The organism is Siminovitchia fordii DSM 16014 = CIP 108821 (assembly GCF_000374565.1).
GTDB lineage: Bacteria > Bacillota > Bacilli > Bacillales > Bacillaceae_C > Siminovitchia > Siminovitchia fordii.
Window position 1 is genome coordinate 113404 of sequence record NZ_KB894694.1, and the last position, 24139, is coordinate 137542.

The 24139-nt window shown below is 42.7% G+C and carries 23 protein-coding genes; 7 read left to right on the forward strand and 16 right to left on the reverse strand.

What is annotated here, in order from left to right; genetic code table 11:
- Positions 1 to 140: 140 nt before the first annotated feature.
- The 8 genes from C509_RS0114240 to C509_RS0114280 all read right to left on the reverse strand — a co-directional run bounded on the left by C509_RS0114240 (position 141) and on the right by C509_RS0114280 (position 10060).
- Entirely contained in the window at positions 141 to 1208 is a 1068-nt protein-coding gene (locus tag C509_RS0114240; protein WP_018707597.1) for an ABC transporter substrate-binding protein, read from the reverse strand.
- A gap of 121 nt (positions 1209 to 1329) precedes the next feature.
- A complete protein-coding gene (locus tag C509_RS0114245) occupies positions 1330 to 2871 on the reverse strand; it encodes a bifunctional GNAT family N-acetyltransferase/carbon-nitrogen hydrolase family protein (protein ID WP_018707598.1) in 1542 nt (513 codons plus the stop codon).
- A gap of 224 nt (positions 2872 to 3095) precedes the next feature.
- Positions 3096 to 4178, reverse strand: coding sequence for a C45 family autoproteolytic acyltransferase/hydrolase (locus tag C509_RS24010; protein ID WP_018707599.1), 1083 nt, complete (start codon positions 4176 to 4178; stop codon positions 3096 to 3098).
- 20 nt (positions 4179 to 4198) lie between these two features.
- On the reverse strand, positions 4199 to 5476 hold the full coding sequence (locus tag C509_RS24015) for an NAD(P)/FAD-dependent oxidoreductase (protein ID WP_018707600.1): 1278 nt from the start codon (positions 5474 to 5476) through the stop codon (positions 4199 to 4201).
- A gap of 40 nt (positions 5477 to 5516) precedes the next feature.
- Positions 5517 to 6563, reverse strand: coding sequence for an ABC transporter substrate-binding protein (locus C509_RS0114260; protein ID WP_018707601.1), 1047 nt, complete (start codon positions 6561 to 6563; stop codon positions 5517 to 5519).
- A gap of 80 nt (positions 6564 to 6643) precedes the next feature.
- A complete protein-coding gene (locus C509_RS0114265; RefSeq protein WP_018707602.1) occupies positions 6644 to 6880 on the reverse strand; it encodes a biotin/lipoyl attachment domain-containing protein in 237 nt (78 codons plus the stop codon).
- Positions 6881 to 7003: 123 nt separating this feature from the next.
- On the reverse strand, positions 7004 to 8443 hold the full coding sequence (nhaC, locus tag C509_RS0114270) for a Na+/H+ antiporter NhaC (RefSeq protein WP_018707603.1): 1440 nt from the start codon (positions 8441 to 8443) through the stop codon (positions 7004 to 7006).
- 237 nt (positions 8444 to 8680) lie between these two features.
- The gene (locus tag C509_RS0114280) at positions 8681 to 10060 is read right to left on the reverse strand and encodes an aspartate aminotransferase family protein (RefSeq protein ID WP_018707605.1); all 1380 of its coding nucleotides are present in this window, start codon (positions 10058 to 10060) and stop codon (positions 8681 to 8683) included.
- 176 nt (positions 10061 to 10236) lie between these two features.
- Here C509_RS0114280 and C509_RS0114285 point away from each other — a divergent pair, with 176 nt between their 5' ends.
- Together C509_RS0114285 and C509_RS0114290 are read left to right on the forward strand one after the other, a co-directional pair.
- Positions 10237 to 11016 (forward strand): nitrilase-related carbon-nitrogen hydrolase, encoded by a 780-nt coding sequence (locus C509_RS0114285; protein ID WP_425423165.1) that lies wholly within the window; start codon positions 10237 to 10239, stop codon positions 11014 to 11016.
- Between the two features lie 16 nt (positions 11017 to 11032).
- Positions 11033 to 11902 carry a MurR/RpiR family transcriptional regulator gene (locus tag C509_RS0114290; RefSeq protein ID WP_018707607.1) on the forward strand — a complete coding sequence of 290 codons (870 nt, stop codon included), beginning with the start codon at positions 11033 to 11035 and terminating at the stop codon, positions 11900 to 11902.
- Positions 11903 to 12080: 178 nt separating this feature from the next.
- Here C509_RS0114290 and C509_RS0114295 read toward each other — a convergent pair whose 3' ends face one another.
- The 6 genes from C509_RS0114295 to ehuB all read right to left on the reverse strand — a co-directional run bounded on the left by C509_RS0114295 (position 12081) and on the right by ehuB (position 17969).
- Positions 12081 to 13709 (reverse strand): amidohydrolase, encoded by a 1629-nt coding sequence (locus C509_RS0114295; RefSeq protein WP_018707608.1) that lies wholly within the window; start codon positions 13707 to 13709, stop codon positions 12081 to 12083.
- Between the two features lie 296 nt (positions 13710 to 14005).
- Positions 14006 to 14560 (reverse strand): TetR family transcriptional regulator, encoded by a 555-nt coding sequence (locus C509_RS0114300; RefSeq protein WP_026319872.1) that lies wholly within the window; start codon positions 14558 to 14560, stop codon positions 14006 to 14008.
- Positions 14561 to 14808: 248 nt separating this feature from the next.
- Complete coding sequence (gene ehuA, locus C509_RS0114305; protein WP_018707610.1) at positions 14809 to 15642, reverse strand: ectoine/hydroxyectoine ABC transporter ATP-binding protein EhuA; 834 nt, start codon at positions 15640 to 15642, stop codon at positions 14809 to 14811.
- On the reverse strand, positions 15642 to 16340 hold the full coding sequence (ehuD, locus tag C509_RS0114310) for an ectoine/hydroxyectoine ABC transporter permease subunit EhuD (RefSeq protein ID WP_018707611.1): 699 nt from the start codon (positions 16338 to 16340) through the stop codon (positions 15642 to 15644). The genes ehuA and ehuD overlap by 1 nt, the downstream gene beginning before the upstream one ends.
- Complete coding sequence (ehuC, locus tag C509_RS0114315; protein WP_018707612.1) at positions 16337 to 16996, reverse strand: ectoine/hydroxyectoine ABC transporter permease subunit EhuC; 660 nt, start codon at positions 16994 to 16996, stop codon at positions 16337 to 16339. The genes ehuD and ehuC overlap by 4 nt, the downstream gene beginning before the upstream one ends.
- Before the next feature lie 85 nt (positions 16997 to 17081).
- Positions 17082 to 17969, reverse strand: coding sequence for an ectoine/hydroxyectoine ABC transporter substrate-binding protein EhuB (gene ehuB, locus C509_RS0114320; RefSeq protein ID WP_018707613.1), 888 nt, complete (start codon positions 17967 to 17969; stop codon positions 17082 to 17084).
- A 417-nt stretch (positions 17970 to 18386) separates the two neighbouring features.
- Between ehuB and C509_RS0114325 the strand changes: the two genes are divergently transcribed.
- Positions 18387 to 18509 (forward strand): small acid-soluble spore protein P, encoded by a 123-nt coding sequence (locus C509_RS0114325; protein ID WP_018707614.1) that lies wholly within the window; start codon positions 18387 to 18389, stop codon positions 18507 to 18509.
- A gap of 163 nt (positions 18510 to 18672) precedes the next feature.
- Here the strand turns inward: C509_RS0114325 and C509_RS0114330 are convergent, their stop codons facing one another.
- Positions 18673 to 19497, reverse strand: coding sequence for an arylamine N-acetyltransferase family protein (locus tag C509_RS0114330; RefSeq protein ID WP_018707615.1), 825 nt, complete (start codon positions 19495 to 19497; stop codon positions 18673 to 18675).
- Positions 19490 to 20305, reverse strand: a complete 816-nt coding sequence (locus C509_RS0114335; protein WP_018707616.1) for an arylamine N-acetyltransferase family protein — start codon at positions 20303 to 20305, stop codon at positions 19490 to 19492. Before C509_RS0114335 ends, C509_RS0114330 begins: the two co-directional genes overlap by 8 nt.
- Before the next feature lie 297 nt (positions 20306 to 20602).
- On the opposite strand from C509_RS0114335, the gene ectA reads away from it, so the two are divergent.
- The 4 genes from ectA (at position 20603) to C509_RS0114355 (ending at position 23951) form a co-directional block, all read left to right on the forward strand.
- Positions 20603 to 21103: a diaminobutyrate acetyltransferase gene (gene ectA, locus C509_RS0114340; protein ID WP_018707617.1), complete on the forward strand. Its 501-nt coding sequence runs from the start codon at positions 20603 to 20605 to the stop codon at positions 21101 to 21103.
- A 25-nt stretch (positions 21104 to 21128) separates the two neighbouring features.
- On the forward strand, positions 21129 to 22412 hold the full coding sequence (ectB, locus tag C509_RS0114345) for a diaminobutyrate--2-oxoglutarate transaminase (RefSeq protein ID WP_018707618.1): 1284 nt from the start codon (positions 21129 to 21131) through the stop codon (positions 22410 to 22412).
- A 17-nt stretch (positions 22413 to 22429) separates the two neighbouring features.
- Positions 22430 to 22816, forward strand: coding sequence for an ectoine synthase (locus tag C509_RS0114350; RefSeq protein ID WP_018707619.1), 387 nt, complete (start codon positions 22430 to 22432; stop codon positions 22814 to 22816).
- 106 nt (positions 22817 to 22922) lie between these two features.
- Positions 22923 to 23951 (forward strand): LytTR family transcriptional regulator DNA-binding domain-containing protein, encoded by a 1029-nt coding sequence (locus tag C509_RS0114355; RefSeq protein WP_018707620.1) that lies wholly within the window; start codon positions 22923 to 22925, stop codon positions 23949 to 23951.
- Positions 23952 to 24139: the final 188 nt, after the last annotated feature.

The following is a 24139-nucleotide window of genomic DNA, read 5'->3' on the forward strand; positions in this document are numbered from 1 at the left end:
AATCTTCTGCTTATGAATTATTCTGATCTTTTTCATAAGTGTTTTGCTCTTCTTTTATCCTCAAAATCGATGGAAAAGGATTACGGTTCTCCTATCATTCTTGAAAGGGACGGTTTATTCACCATCCCCCATAATCGAATCTATTGTTTCACCTCAGACCAGACTCGGTCATACACTTGGAGAGCTTCCCCTACATCGATTGCATGTGCCGCCTTTGGATGATCAATTCCATCTCCAACTGTCAGTTCAATCTCTGAGCGAATATCATCCGGCAACAGCTTCATTGCTTCTTCATTAGGATTCATATAAGGGTGGTCGAGAGTAATCTCCTTGCTCACTTCTGGATCAAAGATGAAATTAATGAATTTTTCTGCATTTTCTTTGTTCTTCGCTCCCTTTGGAATGACGAAATTATCCTGCCACAAGCTCAGAAAATCTTCAGGAATAACGACTTTGATGTTTGGATTTTCCCTCATTGCAAGTGCGGCTTCAGCTCCATAGACGACTCCTGCCTTGACTTCATTACTGATTAAAAGATTTTTGGCATTGTCACTGTCGTATACTTTGATATTAGGTGTCAGCTTTTTAAGTTCTTCGCCTGCTGCTACGATTTCTTCTTCTTTCGTACTGTTTGGATCGTACCCAAGCATGCTCAGCATGGCGCTCAACATTGTACGCTGATCGTCAAGAATGACAAGACTGTCCTTAAAGTATGGATTAAACAGGTCCTTATAAGATTTTACTTCCACATCTTTATCAACAAGTTCTTCGTTTATAACAATGATCTCCGTTCCTGACATATAAGGAAGCGAATAATCGTCATTAGGATCAAACTCCCATCCCAGATAATCTTCACCTATATATTTCAGGTTGGGGATATTATCTTTATTAATTTTTTCCAGTTTTTCCTGCTTAATTAACGCATCAACGAAGTATGTGGACGGCACAGCCAGGTCAAAGTCCCCGCCGCTGACATTCAGCTTTGCAATCATCTCCTCGTTAGAAGAAATCTCACTGTAATTCACTTTGATTCCGGTCTCTTCCTCGAATTGCTCAATTAGATGTTCCGGCAAATACTCGGACCAGTTCATGATGTTGACAACTTCCTTTTTTGAACCTCCAGTACTGCTTCCGCATCCTGTCAAAACAAACCCCAGCATAATGGTAACGATTACAAAAATGATTGACTTTATACGCAGTTTCCTCATTACGGCCATTCCCCCCTAATTTTTTTGAGCTAAAGAGCCGAGCAGAAGCCCGGCACAGAATAAAGCAACGGCAACATACAATCTATCAAAGAAAAACTTCAAATTAGTGCAAAGAATCCGTTTAATTCATTGATGCAGACTCTGCCTCCTGCTGCTGATTCCTATCCTTAAACGGCGTCGCTGATCCGGTCTCCCGATTTCTCCGCAATATTTCCAAATCAACATCCCCTACTACGACAGCTTCAACGTTCGGATGACTTTCGGCTATGATTCCTGCATTCGGGAAGGAGAAATCCACCGGCGAGAAAATACCTGATTGTCCATATTTTGCATCTGCTAGTGTAATAGTCGTCATATTGCCGGATGCCCCGGAAATAACGGTATATACTTGATTTTCAATGGCTCTTGCCTGGGAACAATAGCGGATCCGCAAATAGCCTTGTTCATTCTCCTCCGCGAATGGTGTAAATATGATTTGCGCACCCTGTTCAGCAGCTTTTCTGGCAAGTTCCGGAAACAGAATGTCATAACCTATTAATATTGCGATTTTTCCGCAATCCGTGTCGAATACCTTTACATCTTCCCCTGGTTGGATCCCTAGCCAACTTTTCTCAGCGGGTACCACATGAAGCTTATATTGTCTCTCAAATGTACCGTTACGCCTAAACAGATAGGAGACATTATAAATCTCGTCATCTTCTTCCACATAGTGCGATCCGGCAATAATATTGATACTGTATTTTACAGCCAAATCAGAAAACAGTTGCATATAATCTTCCGTATAAGTGGTCACCTTCTGTGCCTGGCCGCTTGGAAACCTTTCCTTTGAAAAAGCTGCAAGCTGCATTGTAATCGCTTCCGGAAATAGAACGAAATCGGATCTCACCTTGGAACTGCTTCGGACATAATACTCGCACTGCTGCGCAAAGTCTGCAAAAGACTGAACTTCTTTAAAATCATATTGAATGGAAGAAATACGTACAGGTAAAGAGTGTCTGTAATCTTTGTGTGATGGAGGGACATAATCCTCATTCACCCACTCCATTAACGTTGCATTTTCTAAAGAGGCTTCATCATGGGGGAGATAGTTTTTCAACACCTTTTTAAATTTGAACCCATTCATTGTCTGAAAAACGATGACGGGATCATATATTTTTTTCTTGATTACCTGATCGACATATTCTTCGGGCGTCAATTTATCGGCGTATTTGTAATAATTGGGCATGCGGCCGCCAAATAAAATGCTTTTCAAATTAAATTTCCGGCAAAGTTTCCGCCGCTCTTCATATAACCTGCGGCCGATCTTTAAAGTTCGGTAATCGGGGTGGACTACAACGTCCAATCCATATAAGTTCTTTCCATGGGGGTTATGATTTTGTATATAGCCGTTTCCGGAAATTTGATCAATTGTATGGTCTTCTCCGTAATCCTCAAAATTGATGATAATGCTGGAGCATGCTCCTATGATTTTCCCATCGTATTCTACACAAAACTGCCCTTCAGGAAAAATATTAATATGACTCCTATAATGCTTTGCCTCAAAGGCGACACCCGGAATGCCAAAGCTCAAATTGGCCACTTTTACAACTTCTTCTATATCCTCTTCCCTGATATTACGGACAATGATTTCTTTTTGAAAATGGGAAGTATCCACTTCACTCATAAATGCCCCACTCCCTCTCTTTTTAGGCCAGAAAACTTTATTACTAAATGCTACGTCCATCTTCAAAACCTATCGACTAGTAAACTTTGTACCACTTCCTATTCTGAGCCGGCTACCCCTCTTTTCTCTATCGTTAGTGGCATTCCAGTCTGCGCAACGATAAGCAGGCAACGTCATTTTTTAAAAACAGAGAGAAAAAGCTCTCTCTGTTTTTTACTCCCATATTAAATTTCTTCATATGATCCGATGGCCGGCTTGCCGACGCAAAACAGCGTTTTCTGCTTTGACAGGTTCATGATGATAGAAAAGACTGTTTCTGAACGGCGATGTTCCGGTGCATTTTCATTCGGGAAATGATTAATAGAGTTTGGATAATTGTATTTATCGCTGAACCACTTTTTAAAATGGCCCTCATTGATTGTTTCTCCCTTTGCCAGTGCCGTATTGACAAGCTGCTCTGCACGCAGCTTCCGGATCATCGAATCTGTATGTTTAAATTCGTTCAGATCAACTAAGTTTTTTAACAGTTCCGGTGAAAGGATATGGTTTGAATGAATGGCTGTACCATTCGGCTCCACCATCAGATCGATGCCAAAAGGCGAAACTTCAACATTTGCCGCCAAAGACATGCCTTCACCTTCATGGCTTGCAATCATAAAGTTGGCTGCAGATGCCATCTGGCCATTGTTGACTCTTGATAGAGCTTCATGGAAAGACGTGGAGTTCAACACTGCCCTTAGGCCAAGATGGATGGGAACTTCATTGGACTTTTTGTCAGTGATCAAAGCATTCAGACAGACGGCAACCCCGGAAGAATTACAGCCGATTTTTCCAATGATCCCACCTTCTGTCACCATGGTGATATCAGGTTTCCCTTTTTGTTTAATGCGGAGAAGCAGGAGGCTGTCAATCTGACTGCCTTTCCAATCCCAGTTTTGACCAATAATCGTTTCATCGCAGGCAGGGGCTGTTACAGCAATAGATGTGCAGCCGTCAGAAAAGATCTTGTCTTTTCGCCCCGTAAGCGCAATTTCACTTCGTGCATTCAAGGCCAAAATGTCTTCGAAGTCAACGCCTGCTCCCTGCGCCACCCCTTCCATCTCTTCAATCAGCTCAGAGTCATATTTTTCAATTGCCTTGAGATGGACAAGTGCACGATTACGGGCTTCTTTCCAACTGATTTGATGATAGCCGTAGAAGAGCTTCTCATATGTCCCCAAGCTGACTTGAATCTGCTCTTTCCCTTCACGGCCATGCTGTTCTCCTATTTCACGCGGTGTTCCCTCGAGAATCAATTGTTTTATCATAGACGCTTCCTTCTTTCTCTTTAGGAAATATAATCCAAAAATTTAAAGTAATACTTCATCATCCCCAACCCAGTTGCGTTCATGCCGTGAAACGGGATGGGTTTCAGATTTGAACGGTCAAGAGGGTTGTTTTTATCCCCTTCATTTAGCATATTCATGGCCACTATTTTACCTAAAAGAGTGGACATTGCAGCTCCATGCCCTGCATATCCGAAAGCGAAATGGGTACCGTCATCCAACTGGCCGATATAAGGGATTTTTTCAATAGTAAACCCTACTTTCCCACTCCATTTGTAATCCACCCTTGCATCTTTTAATGCCGGGAAGACATCAACCATACCTGCTTGTAAATTTTCGAAAAGCTTTTTGGCATCCCGCTTGCTAGTCGTACGGCCCGAGCCCCCAAATACCATTCGGTTGTCTGCGGAAAGCCTGAAATAATACAGTAAGTTTTTCGTATCACAGGCTGCACGGTTATGCTTCATCAGTTCCTTGCATAACTCTTCCGGAAGTACCTCTGTCGCAAGAACAATGCTTTCTACAGGAACAATTGCTTTCTTTATCAGCTTGTGGACATCTGTCGTATAAGCGTTTACGAACATTCCGACCTGCTTGGCTATGACACGGCCATTATTCGTCTCTACAATCACTCTATCATGAGATTCACGTTTAATGTTAATCGCTTCCGAATGTTCATAGATGGTTCCGCCGTTTTTTTCCACCACGTTTGCCAAACCGAGACAATAATTCAACGGATGGAAAATGGCACTTTTTTCATCGATATGGGCCCCGTGGTAAAAATCGGAGTCCATTTCAGAATGCATTTCTTGTTTTTCTACAATCTTTGTTTCAAAGTTATAGTTTTTATATAAAAATTCCTGTTCACGCCTCATTCCATCCAAATGTGATGGTTTGTAGGCTGCCAGCAAATTTCCGTTCCGGAAAAAGTCACACTGGATGCCTTCCTCTTGAATGATATTTTCAATCAGATCGATGCTGTCCAATGACATTTGAAACATCTGCCTTGCGGCGTCACTGCCGTATTTTCCGGCCAGTGCCTGCATCGACATAACATATCCTATCAATACTTCCCCACCGTTTCTTCCGCTTGCGCCGGATCCCACAGTGTTGGCTTCCAAGACTACAGTTTTTACATTCCTTTGCTGCAGATGATAAGCAACGGAAAGTCCGGTGAAGCCTCCACCTATGATGACAACGTCACATGTTTCCTCACCTTGCTGGACAGGTCTTCTCTTCATTTCATTTGCTGTTGCTTGCCACAAAGATTTGCCGCTCATGCTTCCACTCCTTCGAATTTTGCAACTGTGATTCTATATATTACTGTTTGACCTCAGACCATGCACGGTCATAATACTTGATTGCCTCCCCGACATCCGTTGCATGAACACCTCTGTTAAAGTCTTCATCTGTCAATTCCAGTTCCTGCCGAATATCCTCAGAAAGTAATTCAAGCGCCGCTTTATTCGGGTTATGATATGGGTAATCCATTGTTATTTCTTTACTTATTTCAGGTTGAAGAATAAAGTTGATAAATTTTTCTGCATTTTCTTTGTGCGGTGCATCTTTCGGAATGACAAAGTTATCTTGCCACAAGCTAAGATGGTCTTCAGGAATGACCATTTTGATGCTTGGATTTTCTCTCATCGCCAGCGCCGCCTCAGCCCCGTAGACGACACCAGCTTTCACTTCTCCACTGACAAGCAGATTTTTCGGGCTGTCACTGTCGAATGCCTTTATATTCGGCATAAGCTTTTTCAATTCCTCCCCAGCCTTCATGATTTCATCTTCATTTGTGCTGTTTACGGAATATCCGAGCATCTCTAGCGCAGCACCAAGCATTGTACGAGGGTCATCAACCACGACAAGTCCATCTTTTAACTTTGGATTGAATAAATCTTTGTAACTCTTTATTTCAAAGTCTACCAAGTCCTCATTGTATGCAATGATTTCTGTACCCCACATGTACGGTACAGAGTATTCATCATCAGGATCAAAATCCCACCCCATAAATTTTTCATCGATATTTTTCAAGTTTGGTATATTATCTTTGTTGATTTTCTCCAGCTGGCCTTCTTTTATCAACACTTCAACAAAATAAGTGGAAGGTACGGCTAAATCATAGGTTGCATTCCCCACATTTAGCTTCGCCACAAGTTCTTCGTTGGAAGAAATTGTACTGTAATTTACTTTGATTCCTGTCTCTTCTTCAAATTGCTTGATCAACTCTTCCGGCAGATATTCAGACCAGTTTAGAATATTGACCACATTTTCATCCTGGCTACCGGCTCCGCTGCCTCCACAACCAGCAACAAGCAAAACAATCGCCAATGCTGAAACAAGCAAACTGAACTTTTTGAATCTCATTTTGGACATTCTCCTTTAGATGTTAAAAATTAAAAAGATCGATTCTGGACATTAAAGGATGGTTTCTGATTCGGTTGACCCTATATTTCAAGGGCATATTCCTCCACATACGCCAATACCATTCCCTTTACTACTTCCTCCCCCTCCCTCACCTCCACTGATGATATTCTTCCTTGATAGGTCTTTTTGATTTCCAGAATGGTATCATCCTTTTGCTTGATCTTAAAGAATGTGCTGCAACGTTTCTGGATAAGATCTTCTTGAATACGGAGTGTAACCAACACTCCGTCACAAGGGCTTAAAATCATCTCTTCCATTAACCCTATCCTCCCCCTTCATTAGCCGATTTTAAGACTCCTAAAAAAGGAATCGCTTTCATTTTTGAAAAAACCAAAGTTTCGATCAATTTTTTTTAGAAGGACATGCAGCAGTTAACACCGTTAACCGACTGCATGCTGATCTTTTTTACTTTGGGCTTTTGCAGCCACTTCATTCTTATACTCTATTTTAAATCCCGTCATCCCATAAATAATGGATATGATGGGACTAATCAAACATAGAAACGCAAAAGGCAAATAGCTGAGTGTAGCTACCCCAAGTGTAGTAGCCATGAACGCTCCACACGTATTCCATGGAACAAGCGGTGAAGTCATTGTACCCGCATCCTCCAAGGTACGGGACAAGTTTTTGGCCTTTAATCCGCGTTTTTCATACTCGGCAGCGTACATCCGTCCTGGAACAATGATAGACAGGTATTGGTCACATCCGACAATATTTGCAGAGATACACGTTGCGACAGTAGTTGCAATCAGGCTTCCGGTTTTTTTGGCAAGCTTCAAAATGCCCTGGACAATCGCTTCAAAAATTCCTGTCTTTTCCAGAACCCCTCCAAAGCACATGGCAATGACGATTAACGAAACCGTATACAAAACGGATTCAATGCCTCCATTGTTCAATAGATTGTCCACAATTTCAATCCCCGTGTCGATGGAATACCCATAGTATAGAATGCTGATGGCGTCTCCAACAGGAACCTTCTGAACCACAATGGCACAAAATGCTCCAAGCAGAGAACCGATAGTCAATCCTGGGAGAGCAGGGATTTTAAAGATCATCATAATGATAATGAATGTTGGGACCAACAATAACCACGGTGATATGGTAAAAATTTCTCCAAGCTGGGACTGAAGAAGTTTTACTTCTGAGATTTCAGACCCCTGCCCAGCAAATTTAATTCCCATCACTGCATAAATGATCAACGCAATTACGAGAGCAGGTATGGTCGTATAAAGCATGTGTTTGATATGTTCAAACAATTCAACCCCGACAATTCCCGGAGCCAAGTTCGTTGTTTCGGAAAGCGGTGAAATTTTATCCCCGAAATATACGCCTGAAATGACAGCCCCCGCCACCATAGCCGGATTCATGCCAAGACCATGTCCAATTCCCATGATTGCGATCCCTATCGTTCCTGCTGCAGTCCAGGCATTCCCTGAAGCGATAGAAACGATACAGGAAATGGCACAGGCGGCAACTAGGAAATATCCGGGCGCTAGTATATCCAAACCGTAATAAATCATTGTTGGAACAATTCCCCCGGCTATCCAGGAGCCGATGATCGCACCGATCACCATCAGGATGACAATTGCTTGGAGTGCCATCCGAACCGCGTCCAGCATACCTTCTTCGATTTCTTTCCATTTATACCCCAGTCTTAGAGCTACAATTGCAGCAACCCCTGCACTAAGAAGAAGCGGAATATGAGGATCTGCGTCATATATGAATATCCCCGTAAAAAGGGCAATCATCATAAACCCAATTGGAATTAAAGCCACAAGTAATGTAGGTTTTTTTATATCTTGCCGTTGTTCTTTTGTCAAAATTATGTAACCTCCTGGTGGAAAAAGCGTTATCATATACCCTTGCAATATTTATGCCAATGCTATAAAAGGATTGTTGATAACGTTTTCTTCATTATATCTGCCTAGCGCTATTCAGAATTGCATAATCTTTGCTGTTTTGCATGGCTTTAAAAAGTGAAAGATCATCAAGAACATCGAAATATATTTTTAAAAATAAACAGCTCCGCTTCTGCAAATTGAGAAGCGGAGCATTAATCATAGCCTTCTGATCACCTTGTCATAGGCTTCCAGAGTTTTATCAATTTCTTCTTGCCCATGGGCACTTGAAATGCTGTATCTGTTCAGCGGTTTTGTATAAATCCCCTCATTTATTAATTGAAAATCCAATTCTCTCCTTAATGAAAAGTCAGCATTTTGCAAGTCACGGTAATTTAATATTTTGTCTTTTTCAGTGAGAATCAGATTGAAGATAGAACCCAGGCCCAATGTCTTTACTGCAATCCCTTTCTGTAAAAAAAGCTTGCTGATCCCTTTTTTCAACGTTTCGGCTGCCTCATTGATTTGGTTGATCTCTTCTTCCAAAACTGCAATTGTTTCAAGTCCTGCTGCCAAAATGGACGGATGTCCATTATATGTCCCGCTATGGAAAAGCACATCCCTTGCATCGGAATGTTTGCTTTGGCTGTTGTCAAATACGTCTGAAGCAGCTTTTGGAAGACTTACCTCCATAATATCCCTTCTGCCCCCTGTAATTCCAATCGGGTATCCCCCGCCAACCGCCTTGCCAAGTGCAGTCAGATCCGGTTTTATATTATAATACTGTTGCGCACCGCCGAGCCCCAATCTAAAGCAAGTTTTGACTTCATCAAAAATCAGCAGAATATCTAATTCCTTCGTCAATTCCCTAAGGCCTTCTATGAAACTTCTCTCAGCCGGAATGAATCCTCCCTGAACCGGCTCCACAATAACCGCAGCAAGCTCACCTTGTCTTTTTCGCAAAATGGCCGAGGCCGCATCTATATCATTAAACGGCAAAACAATCGTATGTTCTTCATGATAATCGTCCATTCCTTTGGACTCAGCTATCGACTTTGGATGGAGTGGGTGCCCGGCTTTTTCTACTGGCGGATTGACACTTACAAGAACCTGGTCATATCCGCCGTGATAGTGGCCTTCAAACTTAGCGATTTTATTTTTTCCTGTGTAGGCATATGCCATGCGAATGGCAAGCAAAGTCGCTTCCGTTCCGGAATTTGTATAGCGCAGGAGCTCGATGCTTGGATAAAGCTGTTGAATTTTCTTCCCCATCTCGACTTCGAGCCGATGCGGGGTTCCGAATAAATAGGTGCCATTTTCATATAATTGCTTTTGTACCGCCTGCAGGACCCTGGGATGTCCGTGTCCAAGAATCAATGCTCCATAGGATAGCAGATAATCTATATATTCGTTTCCATCCAAATCATACAGGCGACTTCCCATTCCCTTTTCCATAATGATTGGGTAAGGAGGGAAAAATTTAATATTGGCAGTTGTACCACCCGGCATGACTTTTGCGGCCTCCATATAAAACTCCAGCGACTTCGGGGTTTTTTCTACAAAATGTTTGATCCCCATTCCTTTTTCACTGATTGCCACTTATAAGCACCTCTTTTGGGTAATATAAATTTCCTGATGATGTAAATTATGAAATATTTATTTCATTATACACTAAAATTGCCCCCTTAAAAAATAATTTTCTTTTTTTAATGAAAATGTAATAAATATTGCATAAATGTGATAAAAGTAATATCTTAAATAGAAAAGCACAGGATGTGTTAAATTTGTCTATTCTGGCTGCTGCCATCCAAATGCACTCCAAACCAAACCAGCCGCAGGAAAATCTGAACACCGCCGTTAAGATGATTAAACATGCTGCAGCCCAAGGGGCTCAGATCATAGTTCTGCCGGAACTTTGGAAAAGCGGATATCATTTATCAAAAGGGGAATTTGAGCTTTTGGCCGAAGAACGGGAAGGACCTGTGATTTCACAGTTTCAAAGGCTTGCACCCGAATTGGGAGTGGTATTGGTCATACCTTTTATTGAAAAAGAAGATAAAAGCCTCTATATATCCACCGCTGTTATTGAGAAATCCGGAGAGCTGCTGGCTTGTTACAGAAAATCTTTTTTATGGGGAAGGGAAAAGGACATCTTTTCTCCTGGAGAAAGAAAATACGAAGCTATCCAAACATCAACCGGAAAAATCGGGTTATTGATTTGCTATGACATGGAATTTCCCGAACCAAGCCGACACTTGGCACTGCAGGGAGTCCAGTTGATTATCGCACCATCGGTTTGGAGCATATCCGCAGAACCAAGATGGGATATCCAACTCCCTGCCCGAGCCCTTGATAACACTGTGTTCGTTTTGGGTGTAAATACCGTATTTGAAGGAAGCTGCGGGAAAAGCAAACTGATTGCCCCTGACGGAAAAACATTGATTCAAGCACCCAAGGACAAACCATTTATTTTGATCCATGAGGTGAATTTTCATTTGATTGAGGAAACAAGAAAGAGGATCCCTTATCTGGAAGACCTCATAGGACAACGTTAGTTAAAGGATGAATGAGATGAAAAATGATAATATTTATAACCTGATTGCTGAAAAAATACCTGAAATGAGCAAATCTCATAAAAAAATTGCCAGTTTTATTTTAAACAATACAAATGTCGTCCCTTTTTTAAACGTGGCTACTTTGGCGAAAAAAGCCGGTGTGAGTGAAGCGACTGTAGTTCGGTTCGCTTCCTTTCTCGGATACTCGGGTTATCCTGAGTTGCAGTCCAGGATGCAGAATTCAATTCAGAAGCAGTTGACCACAACGGAAAGGCTAAAGATGACAACAGATGTCTATGATGATCGGGACCAATGGATATATGACATTTTTTACGGCGATGTGGAAAATATCAAGTCGACTATTGAAAAATTGGACATAGAAAAATTCCATCAAGCTGTTGGTCTATTGCAGAATGCGGATAGAATATATATCGCAGCAAACCGGAGCGCTGCGTCGTTGGGGATTTTCCTTCAATATTATTTAAACATCATTCTAGGACATGCAGAGATGGTCCGCTCTATCGAAAACCTTTCCGAGCAACTATATAACCTTAATGAAAAAGACGTGGTCATCGGAATCAGCTTTCCACGTTATACGAATAGCACGATCCAGACAATCACCTTTGCGAAGGAAAGAGGTTCAAAGACCATTTGTATCACGGATAGTTTGCTTTCACCCTTGATCCCTTATGCTGATGTAGCTCTAACTGCAACGAGCCAGATGCCGACATTCATTGATTCATTTACTGCTCCACTTAGCCTGATCAATGCGCTTGTGGTATGTATCGGAAAAGGGCGCATGAAAGAGGCCGAATCCCGCCTCGAGAAAATAGAAGCTGCCTGGGACCGTTTCGGTGTTTTTCACAAAAACGATTTTGCCGAATAAATTTATTTATAGGGTTTATACCCTAGACAGCGATTTCGTTTGATGCATTGATGCACCTTTTCCGCTAAACTCTAACAACATGTCCGCCGGAGCAGGACATGTTGCATGATCATTCGAATAAAAGTTCGTTTTTAAAATAAGAAAAGAACAGGGTTTGGTATCCCTGTTCTTTTCTTACTTATTGATTAACCGGTGATCCGGAGTCTTCATAAACGACGTCCCCGTCAGCGATTGTAAGCTCCACTCCCGTGGTCGGAATATCCTCTACAGGTATGTCAAAAATATTTTGTTTCAATACAACAATATCAGCGAGCTTGCCTGGTTCTAGTGTGCCAAGCTCGTCTTCCCTGAAAGTTCCATACGCCGAACCGGATGTATAAGCTTTCAACGCTTCGGATAGTGTAATCCGTTCTTGGGGATGCCATACATCCTTTCCACTGCTGTCAATCCTTGTGACCGCACGGTAAATTTGCAAAAGAGGGTTAAGGGAATCGATAGGAAAATCGGTGCCGAACGCTGTGTTTGCTCCGGTTTTCATTAACGTGTTAATTAAAAAGACGTATTTTTCCCGTTCATCTCCAATTCGATCTGTATAGACTCCCCGTTCAGACATCGCGAAATGGTCAGGCTGCATCGAAACAGTAACTCCAAGCTCTTTAAAACGATGGATATCATCAGGATGAATCACTTCTGTGTGTTCGATTGAATGTCTGGAATCCCTTGCTCCATTTACGATTTTCGCCTCTTCATATGCATCCAAAGCAAGGCGGATTGCCCCGTCCCCTATAGCATGAAACCGTATGCTGAATCCTTCTTTATCTGCTTCAACAGTCCACCTCTTGATTACTTCCGGAGGGAGGGACGTGTCGCCCCTTGTGTCGGGCTGGTCGGCATAAGGTTCAAGCAAATAAGCTGTACGGGAAGTTATTACACCATCAATAAATTGTTTCAGTCCCGTCATTTTCAACTTATCTGATCGGTACGTATCGCGTAATTGTTTGGCTCGCTCCAAATCACCGTCTAAAACTGGCCACAAATGGATACGGGTTGTTAACTTCTTTTCATCTTCAAATTCCTTGAACAGGTCATAAGCATCGAGAGCTTCAAGAGACTCTGATGCATATAAATCATGAACAGCAGTAACACCCAGGCTGGCTGCATGATTAAGGAATCGAATGAACATTTCTTTTTTTTGCTCTTTGTTAAAACGAAAGGCATGGTCCGTGACAAGAGCCATTGCCTTTTCATATAAAATTCCATTCGGTTCCCCTTCGAGGTCTTTATCGATGATGCCGTAAGAAGGGTTCTTTGTATAACTGGTAATGTTTGCAATTTCCAAAGCTTTTGAATTTACCCATGCATAATGGCCCTCGGCATGAAACATGATTGCTGGCCGGTCAGGAAGAATACGATCCAGAGAATATCTATCTGGCAATTGTTGATCCTCCCAATAACCGGAGTCCCAAGTAAAGCCAAAAATCCATGGATTTTGTGGGTTCTCCAGAGCAAATTCACTAATCATGTCTAGTGCTTCCTGCTCTGAACGGGCGGCAAATAAATCAACGCTCGTCAATGCCAAAGCTCCATACATAATGTGTAGGTGGAAATCATGAAAACCAGGCATAACAAGCTTGTCTTTATAAGAGTAGACCTTCGTCTCGTTCCCCCTATAACGGCTGATTTCCTCTTCAGTCCCAACGGCCGTAATTTTATTGTTTACTATGGCGATAGACCCAGGTTCCGGATGGCTGGAAAGCCCCGTAAAAACCGCATTGCTTGTGATAATAATATCAGCTTTTTGAGTCATATCATCATCCTTTCTTTTAATCATCTATCAATCAAACCGTTTTTACACGGCTTCTGACCAGTCTAAGTTCTTAAATTCGTCTCAGGTACCAAACGGCATTCCTAGAACCGGAAAGCAGTATTTTCCATATAACTTTCTTGTTTAAGCCTCATAATAGCTGTTGAAACGGATAAAACAACTTTTATACATAACTCCCACCTAGAAACGAAATTTACCACACCGGAAACTAAATGTGTATTTCAAGTTTTCGAATTTAAAAGAAAAAAGAATAAAAGATATGATCATCATTTATTCTCCTAATTCTCCAAAAGACCATCCATTAAAATGGAAACTATTTCTTTTAATGCAGCTTCAGGGGTTATTTGATTTTCCAAGAAAAAACTTTGATCAATTGTCGTATTGATGGATGTAATAATGACTTTCATTATTACAGACACGTTAAAATCTTTTATGATGCCTTCTTTAATTCCCAGTTCAACTAAATTTCGGATTTTTTCCCAATCACTCTGAAGAAAGCTATCGAATTTTTCCCACTGCTCCGGGAAGTATTTCTTTATTTGATTCAGCGTTCTCATATCTGTTAGTTCCTGTTGATCCGGAATTACCGCAATGACACCTTTCAGCTTTTCGGCGAGGGATAACTGTTCATTGTTGATGATAACAGCAGCTTTTTCCTCCATATTTTCAATAGCTAAATCAATCAGTTCATCCAGTATTTCAGCTTTTGATGAGTAATACTTATAAAGGGTTTTTTTACTCACACCCAGCCTGGATGCCAGATCGTCCATCGAAAATCTAATGCCCTGCCTTTGAATTTCTTTTCGAAATCCCTCTAAGATACGATCTTTAATCTATCTCACACCTTTATAAAAAACTACAGGAAACCAAAGAAACTAGTATGGTTTCTTTCATATTACCATTAGCTCTGCTATTAGACAAGGTCACCTTGTAGATTGACATGTCATCTATGCATGAAAGTTTCGGCACATTTTCCTACGCCAACTGAATTGGCTAAGTAAGGTATCAGGTATGAAATAGCATGTAAAATTCACAGCAAAAAGCATGCAAGGAAATGGAGTTTCCCCTTACATGCTTTCTCTTAATATCCATTGCGAAAATGCTGCAGAAATGTCTGAAGTCTCTCCGTCTTCGGATGTTCCAATACTTGCTCAGGCGGTCCCTGCTCCACGATCTTCCCCTTGTCTATAAAGACAACCCGGTCGGAGATTTCACGGGCAAAGTCCATTTCATGCGTCACAAGGATCATGGTCATGTTCGTCGTGTGTGCGATATCCTTGATGACTTGGAGCACCTCTCCGACCAGTTCAGGGTCAAGAGCCGATGTCACTTCATCAAACAGCATCACCTTCGGCTCCATGACGAGCGCCCGGGCAATCGCCACCCGCTGTTGCTGTCCGCCGGACAGCTGGATCGGATATTTGTGTACATGATCCTTGAGCCCCACTTTCTCCAGCATCGCCAGCGCCTTTTCTTTTGCCTCTTTCTTTGACATGCCAAGCACATGGATCGGCGCTTCCGTTACATTCTTCAATATAGTCATATGCGGAAACAGGTTGTACTGTTGAAAGACCATGCCGATTTTCCCGCGCACTTTGCGCAGATGCTTTTCACGAGCGGGGACGAGCTCCCCTTTGACCTCTTCGTGCCAAAGCGGCTCTCCATCCACTTCGATCGTTCCGGATGTCGGCTTCTCCAGCGTCATGAGCATACGGATGATCGTCGTCTTCCCCGAGCCGCTTGGCCCGATGATTGTGATTTTCTCCCCCTGCTTGATATCCAGATCCAGGCCTTTCAGGACTTCAAAATCCCCGAACGATTTCCGGATATCCCGGTAGCGGACAATCGGCCGGTCCAGTCCGGATTCCGGCACGCCTTTCACTTCCTCACGGATCGCATCCTGCATCGCTGTCATCACGCGCTCACTCCTTTACTCGTTTGTTGTCTTCCGCGGCTTCTATTGACTTTCTTCTCTACATGCTGAACAAGCAGTGACGCCGGATAGCTAAGCAGCAGGAACAGCAGCCCCACGATGGTGATAGGCTCGAGATACCGCCATGTTTCCGAGCCGATGATTTTAGCGGTCTGCAGCATCTCGACAACGAGGATCGCCGACAAAAGCGGTGTCTCCTTGAATAGCACGATCAGATAGTTCCCCAGCATCGGGATGACCGGCGGAATCGCCTGCGGCAGAATGACCTTTATCCAAGTCTGCGCCCGGGAAAAGTTCAGCGCCGTGCTCGCCTCCCACTGGCTTTTCGGGATCGATTCGATCCCCGAACGGTAAATTTCTGACACATAAGTGCTGTAATGGATGCCTAGCCCCAAAGCTCCTGTCATGAATGGGCTGAGTGAAAAGCCGATATACGGGATCTCCGGCAAAGCGTAAAAAAGGAAAAACAATTGCACAAGCGGTGGTGTGCTCCGTACAAATTCAATGAAGCCGACCGTCAGCCACCGAAGCGGGACAAATCCGCTCCGCCGAAGGAGCGTAAGGACAAGACCCAACGTCAGAGCGATCAAATAAGCAGCCACGGTGGCACCGAGCGTGATCCACATCGCCTTGAAAATCCTCGGAAAAATCTCGATGGCAAAATTCCAGTCCCATGTCATCTGGCCGCCACCCCCTTCGCGGCCCGCTTCTCCAGCCAGCGCGCTCCGAAAATGAGCGGCAGCGCCAGGACAAAGTAAAGAAGCAACAGCAGCGTGAAGATCTCCACCTGATCCCCTGTGTAGTTATCCTTTAAGATCCTGCCCTGGAACGTCAGGTCTGCCAAAGTGACCAAAGAGACGAGCGACGTCCCTTTGAGCAGTTCGATCGCATTGTTCCCGAATCCCGGAAGCATCAGGCGGAATGCCTGCGGCAGAATGACAAGCCTCATGCGCTGCCACCGGGACATGTTCAGAGCGATACCCGCTTCCGTCTGTCCGCCGGGCACCGACAGGATCGCTCCCCGGACGATTTCCGACGCGTAAGCTCCGTAGTTCAGACTCAAAGCCAGGACCCCCGCGGCGAAAGGGGAAAGCTCCATCCCGAAAGCCGGGAGGGCAAAATAGAAAAAGAACATCTGAACAAGGAGGGACGTCCCTCTGAACAGTTCCACCAAAGCACCCATGAGAAAGCGGATGATCCAAAAACGCGATACCCGGCCAAGGCCTGCGGCAAACGCGAAAAGAAAGGCAAAAACAGCGGACAGCAGGAGAACTTTAATCGTTATCCAAGCTCCGCGCAATAATTCCGGCAAAAACATCAGATACGTATCAATCATCATACAGTCCCTTCACTTCTAAGATGCAGAATCCCCCATGTATTTACACAAGGGACTCCTGATCTAAGTTGTAATCAACATTTTTTTATTTCGAACAGCGATCTTTCGTTGTTACGTCATCCGGAAGGTTGTCCTCCCCAAATCCGAACTCTTCAAAAATTTCAAGGATCTTCCCTGAATCGATCAGCTTTTTCAATTCCGCGTTATACGCTTCCCTCAGTTCGTTGTCCTCTTTTCTGAATACAGCGGCTCCGTAGCTCATCACGCTTTCTCCACCAATTTCAGGCTGCGTAAACGGCTTGACCTCTTCCACTTTGGACTCGTCTGCTGACGCAACTGCCTCGCGGAGCGTTGCTTCCGTCATCACCGTCGCATCCACACGGCCTGAGCTTACCGCTGCGATGTTGGAGGAGATGCTGTCCGCTGTTTCAATCTGATTGTCTTTGACGCCAAGCTCCTTTAAAAATTCATGCTGATTCGCTCCTGCCATGATGGATACTTTTACATCCGGATTTTTGGCGATGTCTTCGTAGCTGTTCAGTTTCTTTGGATTTCCTTTTTGGACGGCCATGCCTTCCCCATAGCGGATTTCCACATCACCAAACGCTGCTTCCGCACAACGTTCCGGACGGATATCCATACCGGCGGTGATAACGTCAAAACGCCCTGCCTGCAAAGCGGGAATCAGGGAGCCGAACTCCGTTACTTCCCCCTCAACCGTATCGATCCCCATTTCCTTGAAGACCGCCTTTGTGATTTCGGGAGCCACTCCTGTCACTTCGCCATCGGAAGTTTTATAGCCATAAGGCTTTTCATTCGCCACACCGAGTTTCACCCTACCCTCTTCCTTAAGGCGGTCAAGCGTAGACCCTTCGGATTTCGTACCTCCTCCGCCTGTGCTTTCGCCACTATTACCACAGGCACTGAGTATCACTAACAAGCCGATTACAGCTATCACTAACCTTTTCTTCAAAATAAGTACCCCCTCTTTTTTCTCACTTCAAAATATTCCAATAAGTGAAAGCGCAATCCACCGTATTTCCGTCCAAAATGCATAATTTGAATCCCTGCCTATATTTAAACAGAAAGCGGTAATTGAAAATGCTTTGTATAACAGTCTACGTGAACAGGTTATGACGTTCAAACGGCATATAATTGATTTAATTACGGTTAAGCGGACTCTCATAGCATGAGAGCTACTTCACATACAAGATACTCAACATTCATGGAATATCCTCCTATTTCCTATCACATATGTCGAATTGTTTACACTGTTTATCGGTTCTTCGCTTTCCATTAGGATTTCAGTCAACTGCAGGTAAAACACCTTTGCCGGGGCTGATAATAAAAAGAGCAACAGCAGACATACTAATACATGGAGGTGTCAGAAATGGGAAAAGAATCTAAAAAGAAACAGCAGGGATCGAATCAGCCAAAGCCTTTGAGCGGCTCCCATAAGGTTAAAAATAGAAATCACTCAAGGCAAAATAAAAACCCGGGGCATGGAATGTAGTAGAAAAACAAGGTGCCTGTCCATCGACCAACAGGTACCAATTTCCCCCTGTCGACTGAATCTGAAGAAGGACCCAGCAAAATGCAAATGTATTAGTAGGTCTATCTGCAATTCAATGATTTATATACAAATAAAAGCCACGTTTCCGAAAAGGTCGTGGCTGTTATCTTTCTTTCAATATGAATTTTTCAAAATTCCTTTTTTCAACGTACTTCAGAGCAGCCTTATAAATGGATGGTTGAAAATGTTCTTTAACCGCTTGAAGCATCTCTTCATCGGATGAAAACGGAATACGCTTTTCCTTTCCGTTCACCCATCTTCTCCTTAGACGTTCCTCATTTATAGAGATGATGCCATCAGTTAGTGTCTGGGCAACCAATAGTGTTTTATTAAATGGAGATTCGTGATGGTAATGAATCATCCTTTTTATACGATTATAGTCTTCCCAGCCAACTGGCTCCATGAAAAAAGAATATCTCAATGTCCACCCTTTTTCAGACCATGCTTCAAGGACGACCGTTCCCCTTTCTGTTTCTTCAGTTCTCAGCCGATACCTTCCTGCTGGAGAACTGACTGTGGTTCCATCCAGTTCCACAGGCTGACATGTCTGATTGTTCCCGGACCCTGCATCGATCAAATAAACCTTATTCTGCTTTTTTAATAAATTGATGGAGTGGGTACGGTCAATGATCCAGCCTTCATTGGACCAGACAGTTGCACATGCCGGGATTATATCAAACCCCATCTCTTTCAACACAATATGCAATAACGAATTAAGTTCATAGCAAACTCCGCCACGCCCTCCCTCCAGCATCTTTTCTATCACATACTCAGGTGTGATCGGGTCTTCCACTTCCAGCAGAACATCAAGGTTTTCAAAAGGGAACAGTTCAGCAAACATCTCCTGTATAATCCGAATTCGTTCTAAATCACCTTTCACTGTAAAATAACCGTATTCCTGCAAAAGTCCCTCCAGCTTTTTAAGCATTTTCCATCCCTTCCCTTTTCGTATGTACATATTGAACAGCAGCCTGATAAATAGATTCTGGGAAATTTACTTTAATGGACTCCAGCATCTCATCATAAGTTGAAAAATGGAGCTTTTGGTTCCCGTTTTTCCCTCCCTTGATTTGCAGGCGATCTTCGTTCACGGAAAGAGTTGATTCCGGCAACAATCGAGCCATCAATAATTCCCGGTTAAACAACGAGCGGGCACTGTTATGGATTTCCTTTTTAATACGATTCAAATCTTTCCACTCAACCTTTTCAGGATAAAAAGCATAACGGGTTTCCCACCCCTGTTCATTTTTGGATTGAAATGCAATGGTGCCTTTTTCAGTTTTAAGTGTACAAAGACGGAAGCTTCCTGCAGGGGAAGTAACAAACGGGCCATCCAATTCAATAGGGTGTAATGGGAGGTTGCTTCCAAACCCGCTGTCGATCGCATACAACTTCTCTTCCCTGTACAAAAGATTCAGAACGTGGGTACGGTCCTCTGCCCAGCCATTCCCTGACGAAACAGTAGCTGATGACAAAAAAACATTATAACCAAGCTCCCTAAGAATAAGGTGCTGAAGTGCGTTCAACTCATAACAGAGTCCTCCTCGACCATGCTGCAGCATCTTTTCCTCAATAAACCTTGGGGTAATGGGCGTCTCCACTTTTAACAGCACATCAAGATTTTCAAAGGGAAACCTTGCGGCCAATAGCTCCTGAACCAATTGTATTCGTTTCAAATCATCATCTGCTGAAAAATAATTCTGCTCTTTTATCAATGCTCTGATTTGTTCACCCATGCACCTCTCCCCTTTTAATTTTTTGCTTACTTCATATCATACTACTCAGCTTGACAAATGGGGAGATAATTGTTTCTATTCAGAATTAATTCTTGTAAGGGACCATTTCAGACCATATGGAAGGAATTTGAAGTAAATCGTACATTATTTAAAGCAGTCTGTGACTCATTACGATTAAACCGTTTACAACATAGCTGATTGGTTTTGATTTTACATATCTCTCCCGATATGATTATATACATCCTGTAAGAAAGAGGAGGTGAACAAACAATCAGTAAAATAAAAGAAAAACCCTCTGTGAGTGGAAGGAAGTCAGCCACGATATACTTTCGGGAACCAACAGCCGATGATGGCAGAGAGATATATGAACTCGTCAAAAAATCTCAGGTTCTTGATGTCAATTCATCGTACAGCTATTTAATGTGGGGCAAGTATTTTAATAAAACGTCCATTGTAGCAGTAGTTGACCGCAAAATTGTCGGCTTTATCTCCGGTTTTCTTCAGCCAACCGCACCTGATACGCTGTTTATATGGCAAGTCGTTGTCGACCAGTCCCAAAGAGGAAAAGGATTGGCTACGACTTTACTGCTCAAGCTGATCAAGAGGCTTGAAAGCACAAATATCCGCTTCTTGGAGGCAACTGTCACTCCAACTAACGTGCCGTCCAATAATCTATTTAAAGGATTGGCAAAAAAACTGGAAACCAAGTATTCGAAATATGAGTGTTTCAGCGAAGAGCAATTTCCAGACCCTTCCCATGAACGGGAGATTGCGTATCGAATTGGACCATTGAAATAAAATTTCTGGAGGTATGTGTACTTTTATGTCGTCAACTATTTCTGACACGCCGGCTATTGCCATGGAGATTTTTGAACAATATGAATCGAAAGTCAGGAGTTACAGCCGAAGCTTCCCCACCGTTTTTAAAAAGGCTAAAAACTACAAATTGTGGGATATCAATGATAAGGAATATATCGACTTTTTTGCAGGCGCAGGTGCCTTGAACTACGGGCATAACAATGAAAAAATGAAAAAGCTCCTCATCAAGTATCTCGAAGAAGATGCCATCACCCACAGCCTGGATATGGCTACGGTTGCTCGAGGAGAATTCCTCAAAAAATTTAATGAGGTAATATTAAAACCTAGAAATCTGGACTATAAGGTGATGTTTCCTGGACCGACTGGAACAAACACTGTCGAAAGTGCCTTAAAGATTGCAAGAAAAGTCACAGGAAGAAATACAGTCATCAGCTTTACAAACGGATTTCACGGAATGACGATTGGCTCTTTGTCCGTAACGGGAAATGCATCGAAAAGAGGCGGAGCAGGAATTCCTTTAAACAACAGCGTCTTCATGCCCTTTGATGACTATGTAAAGAACAACAGCTCCATCGAATATATAGAAGCATTTTTGGAAAATAGCAGCAGCGGAATCGACCTTCCGGCGGCCATGATTTTGGAGACCGTCCAAGGAGAAGGTGGAATCAATGCTGCAAGCTATGAATGGTTGAGAAGTATAGAGAAAATATGCAGAAGATTCGATATATTGTTGATCATTGATGATGTACAGGCGGGCTGTGGCAGAACTGGAACATTCTTCAGCTTTGAACCTGCGGAAATCACCCCGGATATTGTCTGCCTGTCGAAATCTATTGGCGGATACGGTCTTCCAATGGCATTGACCCTTATAAAGAGCGAATACGATATTTGGGAGCCGGGTGAACATAACGGGACTTTCCGCGGAAACAATATGGCTTTTATCACTGCCACTGAAGCATTAAAATACTGGGAAACGAACAAATTTTCACAAGAAATTGCCCAAAAAGCCGAAATGATGAGTTCATTTGTTGACTATGTCATTCACGAATACCCCCAGCTAAACGCTGAAAAAAGAGGACGTGGCCTCATGCAAGGTGTAGCATGCAAAAAAACGGAAATCTCTGAAGGAATATGTGGGGAAGCTTTTAGGCGTGGACTGCTTATGGAGACTTCAGGACCTGAAGGAGAAGTATTCAAATTTCTTCCTCCCCTGACAATTGACCAGGAAGGACTTGAAAGTGGCTTTCAAATCGTGGAAGATAGTATCAAAGCTGTTCTGAATAATTAGACAAAGGGGATGAAAAAATGATTGTAAGAACTTTAGAAGAAGTAATTGGAACAGAAAATGAAGTTAAAGCTGATAACTGGGTTAGCCGCCGCCTGCTGTTAAAGGATGATAATATGGGCTTCTCATATCACGACACCATTATATATGCGGGAACAGAAACGCATATTTGGTATAAAAATCACTTGGAAGCTGTATATTGTGTGGCTGGAGAAGGTGAAATCGAAACCATTTCCGATGGAAAAGTGTATCCGATCAAAGATGGAACAATGTATGCTCTTGATAAAAATGATGAGCATTATTTGAGAGCGACCAAAGATATGAGAATGATATGCGTATTCAATCCACCGCTGACCGGAAGAGAGACGCATGATGAAGAAGGAGTCTATCCCCTAGTGGAAGATTAATAGGATGAGAGGAACCCAGGCTAGGAACAGGCTTGGGTTTTTTCCTGCCTTCAAACCAACTTCTGATATAATTCATATATAGATTTTGAGAAATGAGGATCGGAAATTGGAACTGAAATTTATTAATGCAGAGAAAAGAATTCATGATACACTCGTCTTCCCTTCCTTCGACTTGACTGTCAACCTCGGACAGGTTGCCGCACTTTATTCCAGTGTGAATGTCAGGGAGCAGATGATTCATTTGCTTCTTGGAAAAACGGCGCTCTCTCAGGGAGAAATTCGATTTGGCCCGGCCCCTTTAAAACAGGCATCCAGAGATATTGGCTTTTTATTTTTGAATGGACCATTATATGAACGGCTTTCTGTAGAAGAAATGCTCAAGTTTATAAAAGGTTTATATGAATCCGATCAAAATATTGATCAAGCATTAAAAGCAGTTCACCTGGATCAAAAGCGGAAATTAAAGATTCATAAATTGTCATATTCAGAGAGTAAAAGAGTTCAGTTTGCCTGCCTCCTCTTGCAAAACCCTGCCATATATATTTTGGAAGAACCAGATCAAAACCTGGACTTGGAGTCAAAACAAATATTCCTTTCTCTCCTTCATGAACTTCGGCAATCGGGAAAAGCAATCCTGATCCTTACGGGCAATATGGAAAGTGCGGTTACAGCTGCCGATAAGGTTTATAAACTCGACGAGAACGGGTTGTCCCCCATTCAGGTCGAAAGCGGCGACCCTAAATCGCTTGAGGAACAATTGGAAGAGGAACACCAAACAGATATGATCCAACCCGTTCAGTTCAAAAAAATCCCAACGAAAATAAAGGATAAAATTGTCCTCTTCAACCCTCCGGAGATTGATTATATTGAAAGCAGCGAAGGGCAATCCTTTATCCATATAAAAGGCGAAGCTTTTCCAAGCGACTTTACTCTACAGGAATTGGAAAGCAGGTTATTACCTTTTGGTTTTTTCCGATGTCACCGTTCTTATATCGTAAACCTGCAAAAAGTCCGCGAAGTGATTACTTGGACAAGGAACAGCTACAGCCTTGTTTTGGAGGATGCCAACAAATCAACCATTCCTCTCTCAAAATCAAAAATGACGGTATTGAAGGAAATGCTTGGTCTAAAATAATGTAGAAACTACAATTATTTCTTGGGAAATATGTCGATTATCTTCTCTATTTACCTGCATTTTACGCCATTCAAATTCTTCGACTTAACTAAACTAGCAAAAAGGGATTGGTTCAACTTCCCTTTTGCTCCATTCACATTGAATATAACTCTTTTCGTTCTTTTTTTAATGCCTGGTGCATTATTTCC

Excerpts from the sequence above, each read along its gene's own strand:
- C509_RS0114240 (WP_018707597.1), bottom strand. The coding sequence starts at position 1,208 with ATGAGGAAACTGCGTATAAAGTCAATCATTTTTGTAATCGTTACCATT.
- C509_RS0114245 (WP_018707598.1), bottom strand. The coding sequence starts at position 2,871 with ATGAGTGAAGTGGATACTTCCCATTTTCAAAAAGAAATCATTGTCCGT.
- C509_RS24010 (WP_018707599.1), bottom strand. The coding sequence starts at position 4,178 with ATGATAAAACAATTGATTCTCGAGGGAACACCGCGTGAAATAGGAGAA.
- C509_RS24015 (WP_018707600.1), bottom strand. The coding sequence starts at position 5,476 with ATGAGCGGCAAATCTTTGTGGCAAGCAACAGCAAATGAAATGAAGAGA.
- C509_RS0114260 (WP_018707601.1), bottom strand. The coding sequence starts at position 6,563 with ATGAGATTCAAAAAGTTCAGTTTGCTTGTTTCAGCATTGGCGATTGTT.
- C509_RS0114265 (WP_018707602.1), bottom strand. The coding sequence starts at position 6,880 with ATGGAAGAGATGATTTTAAGCCCTTGTGACGGAGTGTTGGTTACACTC.
- C509_RS0114290 (WP_018707607.1), top strand. The coding sequence starts at position 11,033 with ATGAAAAATGATAATATTTATAACCTGATTGCTGAAAAAATACCTGAA.
- C509_RS0114295 (WP_018707608.1), bottom strand. The coding sequence starts at position 13,709 with ATGACTCAAAAAGCTGATATTATTATCACAAGCAATGCGGTTTTTACG.
- ehuA (WP_018707610.1), bottom strand. The coding sequence starts at position 15,642 with ATGACAGCGATGCAGGATGCGATCCGTGAGGAAGTGAAAGGCGTGCCG.
- ehuD (WP_018707611.1), bottom strand. The coding sequence starts at position 16,340 with ATGACATGGGACTGGAATTTTGCCATCGAGATTTTTCCGAGGATTTTC.
- ehuC (WP_018707612.1), bottom strand. The coding sequence starts at position 16,996 with ATGATTGATACGTATCTGATGTTTTTGCCGGAATTATTGCGCGGAGCT.
- C509_RS0114325 (WP_018707614.1), top strand. The coding sequence starts at position 18,387 with ATGGGAAAAGAATCTAAAAAGAAACAGCAGGGATCGAATCAGCCAAAG.
- C509_RS0114330 (WP_018707615.1), bottom strand. The coding sequence starts at position 19,497 with ATGCTTAAAAAGCTGGAGGGACTTTTGCAGGAATACGGTTATTTTACA.
- C509_RS0114335 (WP_018707616.1), bottom strand. The coding sequence starts at position 20,305 with ATGGGTGAACAAATCAGAGCATTGATAAAAGAGCAGAATTATTTTTCA.
- ectB (WP_018707618.1), top strand. The coding sequence starts at position 21,129 with ATGTCGTCAACTATTTCTGACACGCCGGCTATTGCCATGGAGATTTTT.
- C509_RS0114350 (WP_018707619.1), top strand. The coding sequence starts at position 22,430 with ATGATTGTAAGAACTTTAGAAGAAGTAATTGGAACAGAAAATGAAGTT.